Below are 13542 nucleotides of genomic sequence, written 5' to 3' on the forward strand. Positions count from 1 at the left end.
GTTATTTCGTTGTGTATACTTCAGGCTTCAACACGCCGATGTATGGCAGGTTGCGGTACTTTTCCGTGTAATCCAGGCCGTACCCGACAACGAACTCATCCGGAACGATGAATCCAACATAGTCAGCAGCGATGTCCGCTTTCCTCCCTGTCGGTTTATCCAGAAGCGTGACAATCTTGATTGTTTTCGCCTTGCGGTATTTGAAAAGCTCTACCAAATAGCTGAGCGTCAATCCACTGTCAATGATATCCTCGATGATCAGGATATCCCTTCCTTCAACGGAAGTATCAAGGTCTTTCAGGATTTTTACTTCCCCGGATGATACCAGGGCATTTCCATAGCTGGAAACATCCATGAAATCCATTTCGAGATACGTATCCATGCGTTTCAGCAGGTCGGCCATGAAAGGCATTGCGCCCTTCAGAACTCCGATTGCCAGCGGAAAACGGTCTTGGTACTCCTCTGTCAGCTGTGCTGCCAATTCTTTTGTCTTTTCCTGAATTTCTTCTTCTGTAAACAATACCTTTTCAATATCATTTTTCATCATGATCATTGTGCCCCCTGGAAGATATCAATACTTTATATAAGTTAATAGTAATAACCTGTTTCCTGCTCTGTCTGCTTCATGATCCGAATTCTTCAGTCCCGGAAGCCAGAGGATCCGGCCTTCCCGGTCCGTGACAATCGGCCATTCATCCCGTTGAAGGATGGGAATTTTCATGTCGATGAAAATATCCTTTACCTTCTTCGATCCCGCCATCCCTTTCAATGACATCCGGTCGCCATTTTGCCGTGTCCGTATAATCACTGGCGTGCCTGTCTGCTCGAGGTCGACGATGAAATGATCTTTGGTCATTGTGACATCATGAACATCATTGAGCAATTGGGCATCGAGCCTATCGCCATTCGGAAAGACGATCCGTTCTGGGCCAGATAGTTCAAAATAAAAACTTTGCGTTTCTGGCGGATTCAATTGAAAGTGGCATTTTCCATACGATCGTATGATTCTTAAACCGCTGGGGAAATCAAGTGTTCCTGATGGATGGGGATTGCGAATTATTGAAAATATTTTTTCAATATGTATAGCGGAAAGAGAAGCAGGTCGATCATTGTAAAGATAATTTAATATTAGTTTAATCCCTCTTCTTTGTAAAGGCATTGGCATTTGCTGAAAAGAACTAATATCAATCGCTAATCCTCTGTCCTCTTTCTTCATTACTTTATTCAATTCTTCGCGTGTTAATTCAATAAGATACTCTTCATCCATCTGCATTTCTTCGCTAAAACGCTGGAAGTGCTCGTGTACTGCAGGATTTTCTTCCTTTAAGAAGGGCAGAACATTTTTCCTGAACCGATTCCTGCTATAATATTCTTTCTCATTGCTGAGATCGATTCTTGGCTCCAGCTGGTGAATGGCACAATACTCCTCAAGCTCTGTTTTTTCCAGGCAAAGGAATGGCCGGAAAATCATATAAGGACCCATTTCCCGTATGAACGGGATTCCTGCCCTCGCTTTACCGGAACTGCCGCGCGTCAGCCTCATCATAACAGTTTCCACCTGGTCATCGCCATGATGGCCCAGCGCAAGGTAGTGAAGGTTGTTCCTTTTCATGACCTCTTCATAAAACTCATATCGGCATGCGCGTGCCGCCTGCTGGGAACTCAAACTTGTCCTCCGCATATATGCCGGGACATCCATTCTCTTCATCTCGAACGGAATTCCCTTTTCTTCACAAAATCGCTTAACATAAAGAGCATCCTGATAGGATTCCTCTCCCCGGAACATATGGTCAATATGCACAGCCATGATGCTCAGGGACCTCTTCATCCTCTGTTCCCATAAAAAATGAAGAAGGGCAAGTGAATCCGGTCCCCCAGAGACCCCAACAGCAATCGATTTGTGATCCAGCTGAAAATCATGTCTTTCGAGAAAGGCATTTACTTTTGATTCGAACATAGTTGAACTTCCTTCGGGTATTGCCGGTTTTAGACTATACCCACGCCGACATACCATTAATCTTCTAATTGGCTTCGTTTATTATTTTTTAGCTTAACACTTCAATCATACTTTATCAAAGACCATGAAGCTTCGAACTCCTGTATTTTCCCTGGATAGTCTGAGAAAAAAGCATTTGTGAAATTGTTGATTCCTAATCTACGTTTGGACTGTCAAAAGGTTTCAAAAAAATCTATGTAATTTGGCTATAAATATAGAAAAAATATAGTAAAGAGATTATCAGGATGATGGTTACCGTTTCAACGAAGGTCGATTTCTTCTTTTTCTTGTTATACCCTTTTCTCGTTTGTCTGCCTGCTGCTCCTGGAGGCTGACTCCCTACAGTTTTCGCTGATGGCTGGCTGGCTGCACCCTGCTGGATACGAGCTGTTCTTTTCCTTGCTCTTGAATCCGGCTGGTGAATCTCCAAAATTTCTTCCCGCATCTGTGCTGCGGATTGGTACTTCCCGGTCAGAGAATTGAAAATCACTTTTTCATAGATTTTCAACTCAGGACTTTTCCTGACTTTGCTCATAATTTCCTCTATACCGCCTGTACTCTTGGTGAACCTTTTCGGATAAGCACTGTTGACCATAATCATCCCAACGGCGAACAGGTCATAGCCAGGATCCGCCTTCCTGCTGCCCAGTCCCCAGTAGCCTCTGTCGAAAAACTCGGTGAATTCTTTGATGGACCTTCCCTGCATGGTAGTACCGCCCACGTCAATACAGCGGATTCTTGCCGGCGGCCCAGTCACGATTAAATTATCCGGTTTTAGATCGCCGAATACCCAACCATTGTCATGCATCTGCTGCAAATCAGCAAGAAGCTGGAGAATCATGACCCCTGTCCAGTCCGGGCCCTTTTGCTGCAGAAAGGTGAGGAAATCGGGCCCTTTAATGAACTCCATTACATAAAAGCTGACTTTCTTTCCTGGACGTTCCCAATCATCCACATCCAGCAAAGAAGGCCCGAGGGCAGATCCCTGGACCTTGGCAAAAGATTTCAACACATTGACCTCTGAGGTGATCGACATTCCATTGTCGCTCATTTTCAAGGCCACTTGCTTATTGTCATGCCTAGCTAAATAAACAATTCCATTCGCTCCATAACCAAGCTCTTTAATGATCGTATAGCGATTGTGGTGCCATTTCCCATCAATGATGGTGCCAGGAATGACTTTACACAGATTCTTCAAAGAAGGATTCATCATCACGGGACAGAAGGCTCCTTAAAGATCGTTTTTTATTGAAATAAGTAAGTGCTTCGCGAATGGCAGGCCCTGTTGGTGTTATTCCTCCGGTTGTCAGCTTGGAGAAAATGCTCGTAAGCGACTCAAGTTTTGGCGTCCAATCCAGCAATTTTTCGACATCATTTCTTTTCCCGGGAAATACAAAAACTGAAAAGCGATTGTCCCCTGATCTTGCATTCAGGCTCAAACTCAAGTCCAGCAAGGCTTCTTTAACAGTAGGAAGTTTATGCTTCATGCTTGCACTTGTATCGACAAGAATCAACACTTCGAGTTCGACAGTCTCGCCAAGCTCGTCTACAACCTCCATGACTTCCCCTCGCTGATCCGGCGGCAGATCTTCCACCGTCCGGCCGCCTCCGAGGATTTGCTGCAGCTCCTTATTCACGACTCCCTGGAGTGTCTGGGTCATCGCTTTTCTTGTCACCATCTGGACGGTCTGGGAAAGCTGCTGTGAATAGACGATTTGGCTCACTCCGCCGCCTGATAGTGCAATCCCTTCTATTTCCTTCATTCCCTGGTCATCTATGACATCCTGTTCCATTACACCAATGACATTTACCGTAATTCCCTGCTCCTTAGCCAAAGCGGCCATCGCAATCGGATCTTCCCCCTGGTTTGAACACCCATCCGTTATCAGCAATATCTGCCTGATTGTACCTGTTTTCATGTTATCCCCTCGCTTCCAGGCTCTTCCGTATAACATCATCGAGGAAAAAGCCTTGATAAATTTGTTACCATTTTCGACGAAGCGAAGGGGAAATATACATAAAGTGAAATCATATTGTCCAAATTAAGGTGTTACGCCCTTTTTTGATAATTCGTCACTGGAATCGATGCCCACTTCGGAATATTATGATCGACTTTTGCTACCATCACAGTCATATCATCTTCGATTGAGCCGCCGCGCGAACGGATGACTTCTTCCATGATCAAGTCAGCAATTGCCTGTGGGTCGTCTGTTTGAAGCTCATTGATTTTCCGCTTCATCCATAAATCATAATTCTCGACATGCTTTGGTCCTTCAAAGACACCATCACTCATCATGATCAACAGGTCCCCGGCCTTAAGCTGCTCACTGACGACATCCACTTCGAATTCCTGAAGGATGCCCATTGGAAGATTGCTTGCCTGGACCTTCATCACCTTTCCTCCGCGCTTGATGAAGCTCGGTGTCGAACCAATTTTCAGGAATCGTGCTGAAGCATTCTGCAGGTCAATCATGACCAAATCGAGCGTCGAGAAAATTTCATCCGTTGTTCTTAACGATAAAATCGAGTTTACTGATTTGATGGCAACCTTTTCTTCTATTCCAGACTGCAGAATTTGCTGCAGCAGCAACAATGTATCCCTGCTCTCAGAGTGCGCCCTCTCGCCATTGCCCATTCCGTCACTGATGGCAATCGCATACTTTCCTCCGCTCAGCTCGATGGTCGAATAGCTGTCCCCGGAAACAAGGTCACCATCCTTTGCGGCATGCGCCACTCCTGTCGAAACAGTGAAGGCTTTTGCTGAGCGGAATGTTACATGGCAAAAACCATTCGGGAAGGCCGAGCATTCTTCTGAACTGACGACGATATTTTCCTGCATGATATCCGATAGCATCGGCGCGATCAGTTTTTCGCATTCCCCTCGTCCCTGGCAATAAGGAATCGTCATATCGATGTCGACATTCCCCTGTTCGAGGCTGTAAATTTCCACATGCTCGATCTGGATGCCAAAATCCTGCAATGCTTCAAGGATTTGTTCTTCCTGCTTTGAATGGTTCTCCCGTTCGCGCTGGATTTCTTTCGCGAAATCGCCCATAACCTCAGATACACCAAGCAGCTGGTCAGCAACAAGGCGCCGGCTTTCCTGGACCTGTTTTTTCAGCTTCCGGTTTGCCTGGTAGTAGGTTAACTGTTGCTGCATCACTTCCTGGACCTTTTTCGACCGGGTACAATGCTTGTCCCATTCACGCGATAGCTTCTGGGGGACGGCCCCATTATTTTGGTCCATTTCCTGCATAATCTCGCTCATATAGTCATAGGTTGTATTAAAGTTCCTTGTCCAGCAATGATCCTTCTTAAAGCAGGTCTGGCATGTTTTCTCCGTGACATTGCTCAAGAAATAATCCATATCGCGATCCGTCTCCGCCGTTTCATCCGGGACCTGGAGAGTCGAGAAACTTTTCGACAATGCTTCGAATACATTTGAGAACTGGACGACACGCTGTGCAGTTACATCTCTCATTTTTCTCATATACTGCTGCTGTTCGGCCGAATACTCTGGCGTACCGGGGATATGCTTGGCGATACGTGATGTCAATGATTGCGGTGTAAGGAAAAACAGCAGAACGGCTGCGGCCGATTCAGTCAATGTCTGGCTTAGTGCACCGCCACCCTCGCCATACATCCCGATCAACAGCGTCGCGATGAACAATCCAAGTGCAACACCAGGTTTCCTGCCTTCTTTTAACAGGCCCCCAAGCAATCCAGAAAAGGCCAGCAGGCTCATGTGGTAAAAACTCGAAACATTGGCAAGACTGAAAATCAACCCTGTCACGACACCTACTGTCGAACCAACCGTAGCACCGGCAACGAAGGAGAAAATAAGCACCAGGTAGCGAGACATCACATGCTCGACCGACAAGTCATAAATCGTCCAGCCGATTGTTCCGGTCATCACGGATGCAAGCATGATAATCAGACAGACAATCTCCTCTGTCTTCAATGATTGTTTGCGTTTGCTCGTGGTCATCAGAGGAATGCTTTGAAGGAAGATAAAGGTAAGCACAAGACCTAATCCCGCTTCGACTCCCGCCATCATTCCTTCATATATGGTGATGTTTCCCGACAAGATCAGAGCTTTCAATATTTTGCCTATTAAAATAGTAGTAAATATATAGAAAGGCAAAACCTTCAGATCATTCTTGATCCACTTTTTCGTCAGCCTGTAGAGCAGCAAAAACAAGAACACCGATCCAAACATGAATATCGCATCTGTAAAGGAGAGGGTAGCGGCTCCGGCGACCAGTCCGAACAGTGCAATCGGCGCACGATCTTTCCGGATGAGATATACCGACGCGAAAAACGGCAGTCCAAAAGGGGTCAACTTCGCTAGTATTAAGGCACGCCCAAGCAAGAATCCAATGAACAGAAAAATATAGCCTTTTTTCAGGAAAAAGGTTTCGATTTTGGATTGCAGCTTCGCCATGCCTTTCGCAAACCTGAATCGTGATTCCTCGAGATGAACTTCACCGATCGGTTCCATCATGTTCCTTTCTACCTTTTGCATTCAATACACTCCCCGTTTTTTTATCGTTGCTGATTATTATAAAAGGGAGCATTCCAGAAGTTTGTCAAAAATACGGACAAGCACACAAGTTTCGTTCGACGCATTTCCCCCGCAAACCTCGAAAATAAAGCAATTCCTCGAAATTACACACATTTCCCCGGCCTTTAGCTCGTAAATACATCCAGCCTAAATTTACCTACTATGATTTTTTGTTTTTCTATTAAAAATCCATTGACACTATTTTAATATCTATGTATTATATTTCTTGTGCCTCAAAACAATATCATGGCGGTGTAGCTCAGCTGGCTAGAGCGTACGGTTCATACCCGTAAGGTCGGGGGTTCGATCCCCTCCGCCGCTACTTAGAAAAGCGGAGGCGACTGCTTAGCTCCGACAAGCACTGGAGGGCCGGCAGGTGAAGTCGTTCTTTGACTTCATCGGACGGACCGAAGTGACTCGAGGAGCTAGGAGCCGCAGCTGGACACTAAATTTTATAACGGCCCCTTGGTCAAGCGGTTAAGACACCGCCCTTTCACGGCGGTAACACGGGTTCGAATCCCGTAGGGGTCATCTAAAAAACTCGTTCCTTTTTAAAAGGAGCGAGTTTTTTTGCATTCGATTTCCTTATTTTTTATAGATGCTTTCCGTTCTTATCATTAGGGGGGTGCTTAGATTTATATAAAAAAGACAAGTCCCGTAAGACTTGTCTTGATATAGCATGATTCCTGCTATTATTTATATTCACTTAGCAGCAAGTTACCCTCTTCTGGCTCCTCTTCCACCGCGCTTAGATTCGGTAGCGCGTTTCAGAGAGGACAGGCGATCTTCGCTATCCTTCAAAAATTTCGCCATTTTTGATTCGAAATTCTCAGGACGGGCGTTACGATTGTCGTTTCCTCTGCCGCCGCGTGGACGCTGGGAGTACGGCCTTGAATCAGTTCTTTCTGGTCTTGCTGGTCTTTCAGGTCTTTCAGGCCTGTCTACAGCCTTCTTGATTGATAAACCAATTTTGCCGTCTTTTTCAACATTGATAACCTTAACCTCAACCTGGTCTCCCACTTTGAGGTGGTCATTAATGTCCTTTACATAGTTGTCTGCAACCTCACTGATATGAACCAGTCCAGTTGAGCCACCCGGCAGTTCAACAAACGCCCCGAAATTTGTAATGCCTGTTACTTTTCCCTGTAGCTTGCTGCCTACTTCGATTGACATAAAAAAGTTTTGCCTCCTTAAAGATATAAAAAATCAAACTTACCTTATATTATACAGAATATAAAAAAAGAGTGTCAATAAGGCGAATCTTGGGAGTCCTTTTTCTCTTTAGGAAGGTTGAAGATGATTTCGTTCTTTTCGGACAGAAAGTATTCCTTGCGGGCAAGCTTTGCTATGTATTCGTCGTCGTTCAATTTAACGATTTCCTCATCCAGTATTTCCTGCTGCTTCTGCAGGCTTGCCAATTTTTGTTCAAGCCGTTCTTTTTCCGCTTGCTTCTTTTCAAGTGCGGCAGACTGGGAGACAAACGTGGAAATCATTAAAAAAGAAATGACTGATGCGAAGAGGGCAAAGACTGCGAGGCGCCTGAAAAGCAGTTTTCGCTTCCTGGTTTGCGCAATCCCTGCTTTTTCACGCTGCTGTACATATTGATTTTCGATCTTGGCTATGTTTCGTTTCCTGATGACACTCATTCCTCGCAGTCCTCCTTACATTTATTTTTTCCGGTTCTTTATCCATTTTATCGGCTTACTAGAGTAATTCTTTACTATAATTAGAAATCCTGCCAATTTATTATATAACTTCTCGACGCTTTTTTTAACCTTTTTCGGCAAAAGTTTCCAAAAAAGTAGGAAAATCATCTTAATCGGTTTCCAAAGGATATTTTTCAACAGCCATAGCAAAACGGCAAGAAGCCATTTTAACAGAGCATAAAGGCCTCTTCCCGCGATCAGCAGAAGTGATAGGACGGTGGCAGCCAGGAACTGCAGAGGCTTGACCACCAGCACCCTGACAGCCTTCACGAAAAACACATATACACTGATCGTAATCTTGATCGCCCGCTCAAGAGCCCTCAGGTATAGCTTTTTAAAAAGGCTCTGATAGGCGGCGAAGCCGCATAATAAAGCAAGGAAGATATAAAAGCGCAATTCTCCCATATTGACTGAAAACAGTACATAGAAAATCGAGAGGCCCTGAAACAGCCAAAACAGGATGTCATTGATGAAGACAATCCATGATTTCCGCTTTGACCGTTTCAGGAACCGGTTATGCGTATCCAGTGATGCTCCGAATAAGCTGCCCATCCCAATCATGGCGAGCATCGTCAAAAATTGGGTCGACAATGTCATCGGAATAACTTGCTAAAGAAGCCTTTAGCTTTCTCCCCATGCTGGTCATCAAGATAGACCAGGTCAAAGATTTTCCCCTTGATCGATACGACTCCTTTATCGACATCGAGGTTCTTCATCTGGAGGTTCTGGCCCTTGATCGCAAGGAATCCCATGACCGTTTCCAGTAAAAACTCTTCATTATCGAAGCTTTCAACCTGCTTAACGCCCGTAATTTCCAGTGTCCGCCTGCCTCTCATCACTAAATCATGGTCTGGCAAATTGCTTTTTGTCTGATTCGTTTCATAATATTGGCTCATCATTACCCCTCACAATCATAATGCACTTTTGTACATGTTTATGATTGGGAGCAGGAGAATAGAACAAGCCTTCACACCGAGCAGGAATTACTCCTCGTCGTCTCCCGGAATCCTTTCTTCTCCGAGAATCGTATACATTTCGGCCGCTTCATCCTTACGGGATGTTTCCTGAATTCGTTCGATCCGGGCAGAGACGACCTTTTGCCCAAAGCGGATCGCCAGTTCATCGCCCACTTTTACATTTGTGCTTGCTTTCGCAGCGACTCCATTGACGGAAATCCTTCCCTGATCCGACACTTCCTTTGCCAATGTTCTTCTTTTAATCAATCTCGATACCTTTAAAAATTTATCCAGCCTCATCGTATCTAAACCCCTTTTTCCATTTTGGTTTCATTTACCTTATAAACCTTGCTGCTTGGCCTCGTGCCAGAATGCATCCAGTTCATCCAATGTGTAATCCTCGACATTCCGGCTGTTTTCAGATGCTCTTTGTTCAATATAAGCAAAGCGGCGCATGAATTTCTGGTTTGCTTTGTACAGGGCCTCTTCAGGATTGAGGTCATAATGCCTTGCAAAATTGACAAGCGCGAATAACAGATCACCGTATTCAAGGAGGATTTCTTCCCGATCTCCTTGTTCCGTAATTTCAGCTGAAAGCTCATCAATCTCTTCCTTCACCTTATCAAGGATGGGTGCGGCTGTCTTCCAGTCGAATCCGACCTTCGCCGCTTCCTTTTGCAATTCATAAGCCTTCAGCAGGTTGGGAAGCCCTTTGCCGGCCCCTTCGAGTAGCGATTTTACTGCACCGGCCTTTTCCTGCTCCTTGATTTCCTGCCAGTTTTTCAAAACCTCTTCTTCACTGTCTGCCTTTATGTCACCGAACACATGTGGATGCCTGCGGACCATTTTCGATGATAATCCTTCAATGACATCGTCAATGGAGAAGTAACCTTCATCCTCGCCGATTTGGGCATGGAGCATCACCTGCAACAGCACGTCTCCGAGCTCCTCAATCATATGGTCGATATCATCATTATCGATTGCCTCCAGCAATTCATAGGCTTCTTCAATCAAATATTTTTTCAGAGATTGGTGGGTTTGCTTCTTGTCCCAGGGACATCCATTCGGACCTCGCAGTTCTGATATAATTCCACGCAGCTTCAGAAAATCCTTGTAGAGAATTTCTTCATTTTTTACAGGAGGAACATAGAGGGATGTCAGGTTGCTCAGTTCCATTTCCCTGTCGAGTTCATATAATGGAACTTTCTTGATTACCTCATCACTGCTGCCCGCAGCTGTCACGATAACAACCTCATAATCATCCGGAAGTTTTTCCATCAATGTCAGCTTAACGTCAGAAGCAACGAACGCATCATACACCTGGCCGATGATCGTGTGGCTCTTCAGCAGCAGCTCATCCCTTGTGAGGTCTGTTCCATCCAGCAGCTGAAAGCCTTCGATCGGGTCGATGGCCAGCGCCTGGAACATCGCGTCAAGGAAGCTCTGGCCGCCGCCGATTTCAATTTCCGTATCACGCTCCGGCCCTCTTTCAAGCAAAAGCTGGACGGTGCGCTCAGCAATCAAAGGATGTCCAGGAACTGCATATGTCACCTGGCCTTTTTCTGCCTCTGCAAGCAAAAACTCTGTGATTTCCTCATAAACTTCCGAAAACTGATCGTGTTTTTCATAGATTGCATCAAATGATTGGAACTCCATCCCCTCTTTTTCAAGGTCGCCGACAACTGGATGTTCCTTTGTCCGTAAGTACAGGTTTTGCTCCTGCTTCAATCTTCTATATACCCCCAACGGCAGCTGCTCGAGGTCTCCCGCACCCAGGCCGATGATGGTGATCTTCTTTGTCATATCCTGCTTCCTCCTGTCATTAGAAAAGCGCAAGCGCCTTGGTCAGCCCCGACAAGCGCTGGAGCTGGACAATTCTCGAAGTGAAAAATTACACTTACCTGATGTCCTGTAAAAAGCCTATCTAAAAAACAATTGCACAATCCTGCTTCCGAATGGCAAGGTCATTAATTCGTCTTCCGTCAACGCCTTTGTCTTGACCAATACGAAAAAAAAGACGAAGGCTCCAAGTGCGACACCGCTAAAGGCCTGCAAAACAGCTGCGAGCCTGTCAGGTTCAATATATCCATAACTGAAGTTTGTTATATACAGAAATAGTTTTAAAAATGCAGACATCACTGCTGCAGAAAACAGGACTTTCACGATAAAGGCCAGTGATAGTACCGGCTGTCCCAGTACCCCTCTTAATTTTTTGATCAGGATGAGCATCGTCACAAGCATGGCTGCCAATGTCGCATAGGCCGCCCCCATGGTCCCAACATCCGGGATCAGGGCAAGGTTTAACACGTACTTCATGATGAATCCACTTAAGATGACAGCTGCAGGAAAAATAAATTTATCCAGTCCTTGAAGAATACTTGTTATCGTAAGGATGACAGAACCGAACAAAATCATCAAACTGAGGACTCCCAGCACATTCGAGCCATCACCATTCTGGAAAAGCATGATGTTCGCAGGTACGATGATGCTGGATAATCCCACGGCCGCTGCTGCGCCAAAAATCAGGCTCGTCTGAAGTGCCAGCCGGACCTTTGGCAGGATGCCTTCGATCCTGTTGCGTGATTTGTCTCCTGAAATAGCCGGTACCAAACTTAATGACATCGAGGTTGCGACAACTGTGCCAAGCTGGATGAGCGGCTGCCCCCTGTCAAAGATTCCTTTGGCCGACTTTGCTTCTTCCGCCGACAAGCCCATTTTCAGCAATGAAGCATACATATTCAGAGAATCGGCCAGCTGAAGCAGGATGAGCAGCATGCCACTGATGCTGATGGCAAACCCCTGGATGACAAGAGCTTTTACGACCCAGGCCGTATCACCCCACCAATCCTTTGCGCTGAAATTCCTGAACGGGTTTCCTGCTCCATTTTTCAAATAAAAAAAGCCTAGAATCAGGATCGAAACCAATCCTCCGGTCACGGAGCCGAAGACCGCCCCGGCACCCGCCGCATACAGCGAGTGACCCTGCTGGACAATCACGGCTGCGAGGGTCAAAATGGTCGCTACCCGAACGAATTGTTCCGATACCTGAGACACTGCGGTCGGCACCATATTGCCTTTTCCCTGAAAATATCCCCTGAATACAGACGTAACAGGGAAAAGCAGGAATGGTATGGAAACCACTTTAAATAAAAGGCTGAGTTCCGGGTCGCCGATTTGCGCTGCAATCCAGGCGGCACCAAAATAAAAGAATAAAAACAGCAGCACACCAATCATACCGAGGAACATAAGCGAAATGGCCAACAGCCTGTCCGCCCTGCCGCGGTTCCCAGCTGCCTGCTGCTCTGTATATAACTTGGAAATCACCACTGGAAATCCATATGTAGATAAAACCATAACAATCCCGAAAAAAGGATAAACCTGCTGATATATATAAAATCCAATGTCCCCGACGATATTCTGGAAAGGGACACGGTAAACCGCACTCAATATTTTTGTAACGAGAGCCGCCAAAGTGAGAATCATGGCTCCCTTCATCAATTCCTTTGAATCTGCAACGGGCTTCATCGCCCATCTCCTTCCAATTTCAGTTTCAAACGTATTATATCACAAGGCCGGGATCACAGCGGCTGGCTTAGCCCCTTTCATCAATTTGTAAGAATCCCGTAATATTCCAATCATATTGGAGAAATCCATTAGTTAAAGCCAGACAAACTTCCGACAACCTTCCAACATGAAAAGGGGCAGCTTTGTCAGCTGCCCTTTCAGGTAGTAAAAATTCGATTACATCAAAAACCTGGATTATTGCTCCATTTGTCTTGCCAGGAAGCCTGCTGCTGTTTCAACTGCTTTTTGTTCCACATCGCCCAATGAACCTTCTTTGGCAAAAATGATGACTGCCCCGATTGGATCACCGTTTGCAATGATTGGCCCGATTGTGTATGAAGATACAGGCTCTTCATTGCCATCGACAAGTGCTACATTTGACTGCTGGTTAACAAGTGAAGAATTGCGGTCTTCCATCGTCTTTTCGACTAGTTCACTGATGTTCTTATTCAAGTAGTCCTTCTTGGAACCACCTGCCACTGCGATATAGGTGTCTCTGTCGCAGATCAATACAGGGTTGCCCAGGCTGTCATAGAGCGCTTCTGCGTACTCCTTGGCAAAATCGCTTAACTCGCTGATCGGCGAGTACTTCTTTAAGATGACTTCACCATCGCGGTCCACGAAGATTTCGAGTGGATCTCCTTCACGAATACGGAGGGTTCTTCTAATTTCTTTAGGGATAACGACACGACCTAAATCATCGATTCGACGAACAATACCAGTTGCTTTCATCCAACGTTGCCTCACTTTCATCTG

At 45.6% G+C, this 13542-nt stretch carries 13 protein-coding genes and 2 tRNA genes; 2 read left to right on the forward strand and 13 right to left on the reverse strand.

All coding sequences use genetic code 11. The features are described from left to right. Position 1: 1 nt before the first annotated feature. The 5 genes from hpt to spoIIE form a co-directional block, all read right to left on the reverse strand. The gene (gene hpt / locus EJA10_RS23830) at positions 2–544 is read right to left on the reverse strand and encodes a hypoxanthine phosphoribosyltransferase (protein ID WP_425462108.1); all 543 of its coding nucleotides are present in this window, start codon (positions 542–544) and stop codon (positions 2–4) included. A gap of 27 nt (positions 545–571) precedes the next feature. Next, entirely contained in the window at positions 572–1957 is a 1386-nt protein-coding gene (gene tilS, locus EJA10_RS18980; RefSeq protein ID WP_246017877.1) for a tRNA lysidine(34) synthetase TilS, read from the reverse strand. 232 nt (positions 1958–2189) lie between these two features. Next, entirely contained in the window at positions 2190–3209 is a 1020-nt protein-coding gene (locus EJA10_RS18985; protein ID WP_125481612.1) for a serine/threonine protein kinase, read from the reverse strand. Continuing rightward, entirely contained in the window at positions 3178–3915 is a 738-nt protein-coding gene (locus EJA10_RS18990) for a vWA domain-containing protein (protein ID WP_125481613.1), read from the reverse strand. Before EJA10_RS18990 ends, EJA10_RS18985 begins: the two co-directional genes overlap by 32 nt. Positions 3916–4046: 131 nt before the next feature. Beyond that, positions 4047–6521 carry a stage II sporulation protein E gene (spoIIE, locus tag EJA10_RS18995; RefSeq protein ID WP_125481614.1) on the reverse strand — a complete coding sequence of 825 codons (2475 nt, stop codon included), beginning with the start codon at positions 6519–6521 and terminating at the stop codon, positions 4047–4049. A 287-nt stretch (positions 6522–6808) separates the two neighbouring features. On the opposite strand from spoIIE, the gene EJA10_RS19000 reads away from it, so the two are divergent. Both EJA10_RS19000 and EJA10_RS19005 read left to right on the forward strand, forming a co-directional pair. Next, positions 6809–6882: transfer RNA gene (locus EJA10_RS19000), tRNA-Met, on the forward strand. A gap of 137 nt (positions 6883–7019) precedes the next feature. Beyond that, a tRNA-Glu gene (locus EJA10_RS19005) sits at positions 7020–7091 on the forward strand. 186 nt (positions 7092–7277) lie between these two features. On the opposite strand, the gene EJA10_RS19010 is transcribed toward EJA10_RS19005, so the two are convergent. The 8 genes from EJA10_RS19010 to spoVT all read right to left on the reverse strand — a co-directional run bounded on the left by EJA10_RS19010 (position 7278) and on the right by spoVT (position 13518). Further along, on the reverse strand, positions 7278–7733 hold the full coding sequence (locus tag EJA10_RS19010) for a S1 domain-containing RNA-binding protein (protein ID WP_125481615.1): 456 nt from the start codon (positions 7731–7733) through the stop codon (positions 7278–7280). A gap of 74 nt (positions 7734–7807) precedes the next feature. After that, positions 7808–8206: an FtsB family cell division protein gene (locus EJA10_RS19015; RefSeq protein ID WP_125481616.1), complete on the reverse strand. Its 399-nt coding sequence runs from the start codon at positions 8204–8206 to the stop codon at positions 7808–7810. Positions 8207–8227: 21 nt separating this feature from the next. After that, complete coding sequence (yabQ, locus tag EJA10_RS19020) at positions 8228–8863, reverse strand: spore cortex biosynthesis protein YabQ (RefSeq protein ID WP_125481617.1); 636 nt, start codon at positions 8861–8863, stop codon at positions 8228–8230. Continuing rightward, on the reverse strand, positions 8860–9162 hold the full coding sequence (yabP, locus tag EJA10_RS19025) for a sporulation protein YabP (protein ID WP_079504197.1): 303 nt from the start codon (positions 9160–9162) through the stop codon (positions 8860–8862). Before yabP ends, yabQ begins: the two co-directional genes overlap by 4 nt. Before the next feature lie 87 nt (positions 9163–9249). Next, positions 9250–9522, reverse strand: a complete 273-nt coding sequence (locus tag EJA10_RS19030) for an RNA-binding S4 domain-containing protein (protein WP_125481618.1) — start codon at positions 9520–9522, stop codon at positions 9250–9252. A gap of 39 nt (positions 9523–9561) precedes the next feature. Beyond that, complete coding sequence (gene yabN / locus EJA10_RS19035; RefSeq protein ID WP_125481619.1) at positions 9562–11025, reverse strand: bifunctional methyltransferase/pyrophosphohydrolase YabN; 1464 nt, start codon at positions 11023–11025, stop codon at positions 9562–9564. A gap of 117 nt (positions 11026–11142) precedes the next feature. Next, on the reverse strand, positions 11143–12747 hold the full coding sequence (locus EJA10_RS19040; protein WP_125481620.1) for a putative polysaccharide biosynthesis protein: 1605 nt from the start codon (positions 12745–12747) through the stop codon (positions 11143–11145). 234 nt (positions 12748–12981) lie between these two features. Then, the gene (spoVT, locus tag EJA10_RS19045; protein WP_125481621.1) at positions 12982–13518 is read right to left on the reverse strand and encodes a stage V sporulation protein T; all 537 of its coding nucleotides are present in this window, start codon (positions 13516–13518) and stop codon (positions 12982–12984) included. Positions 13519–13542: the final 24 nt, after the last annotated feature.

The organism is Mesobacillus subterraneus, assembly GCF_003937825.1.
In the GTDB taxonomy this organism is placed as follows: Bacteria; Bacillota; Bacilli; order Bacillales; family Cytobacillaceae; genus Mesobacillus; species Mesobacillus subterraneus.

Bases quoted from the DNA above. Each gene is read 5' to 3' on its own strand.
- hpt (WP_425462108.1), bottom strand. From the start codon at position 544: ATGAAAAATGATATTGAAAAGGTATTGTTTACAGAAGAAGAAATTCAG.
- tilS (WP_246017877.1), bottom strand. From the start codon at position 1,957: ATGTTCGAATCAAAAGTAAATGCCTTTCTCGAAAGACATGATTTTCAG.
- EJA10_RS18985 (WP_125481612.1), bottom strand. From the start codon at position 3,209: ATGATGAATCCTTCTTTGAAGAATCTGTGTAAAGTCATTCCTGGCACC.
- EJA10_RS18990 (WP_125481613.1), bottom strand. From the start codon at position 3,915: ATGAAAACAGGTACAATCAGGCAGATATTGCTGATAACGGATGGGTGT.
- spoIIE (WP_125481614.1), bottom strand. From the start codon at position 6,521: ATGCAAAAGGTAGAAAGGAACATGATGGAACCGATCGGTGAAGTTCAT.
- EJA10_RS19010 (WP_125481615.1), bottom strand. From the start codon at position 7,733: ATGTCAATCGAAGTAGGCAGCAAGCTACAGGGAAAAGTAACAGGCATT.
- EJA10_RS19015 (WP_125481616.1), bottom strand. From the start codon at position 8,206: ATGAGTGTCATCAGGAAACGAAACATAGCCAAGATCGAAAATCAATAT.
- yabQ (WP_125481617.1), bottom strand. From the start codon at position 8,863: ATGACATTGTCGACCCAATTTTTGACGATGCTCGCCATGATTGGGATG.
- yabP (WP_079504197.1), bottom strand. From the start codon at position 9,162: ATGAGCCAATATTATGAAACGAATCAGACAAAAAGCAATTTGCCAGAC.
- EJA10_RS19030 (WP_125481618.1), bottom strand. From the start codon at position 9,522: ATGAGGCTGGATAAATTTTTAAAGGTATCGAGATTGATTAAAAGAAGA.
- yabN (WP_125481619.1), bottom strand. From the start codon at position 11,025: ATGACAAAGAAGATCACCATCATCGGCCTGGGTGCGGGAGACCTCGAG.
- EJA10_RS19040 (WP_125481620.1), bottom strand. From the start codon at position 12,747: ATGAAGCCCGTTGCAGATTCAAAGGAATTGATGAAGGGAGCCATGATT.
- spoVT (WP_125481621.1), bottom strand. From the start codon at position 13,518: ATGAAAGCAACTGGTATTGTTCGTCGAATCGATGATTTAGGTCGTGTC.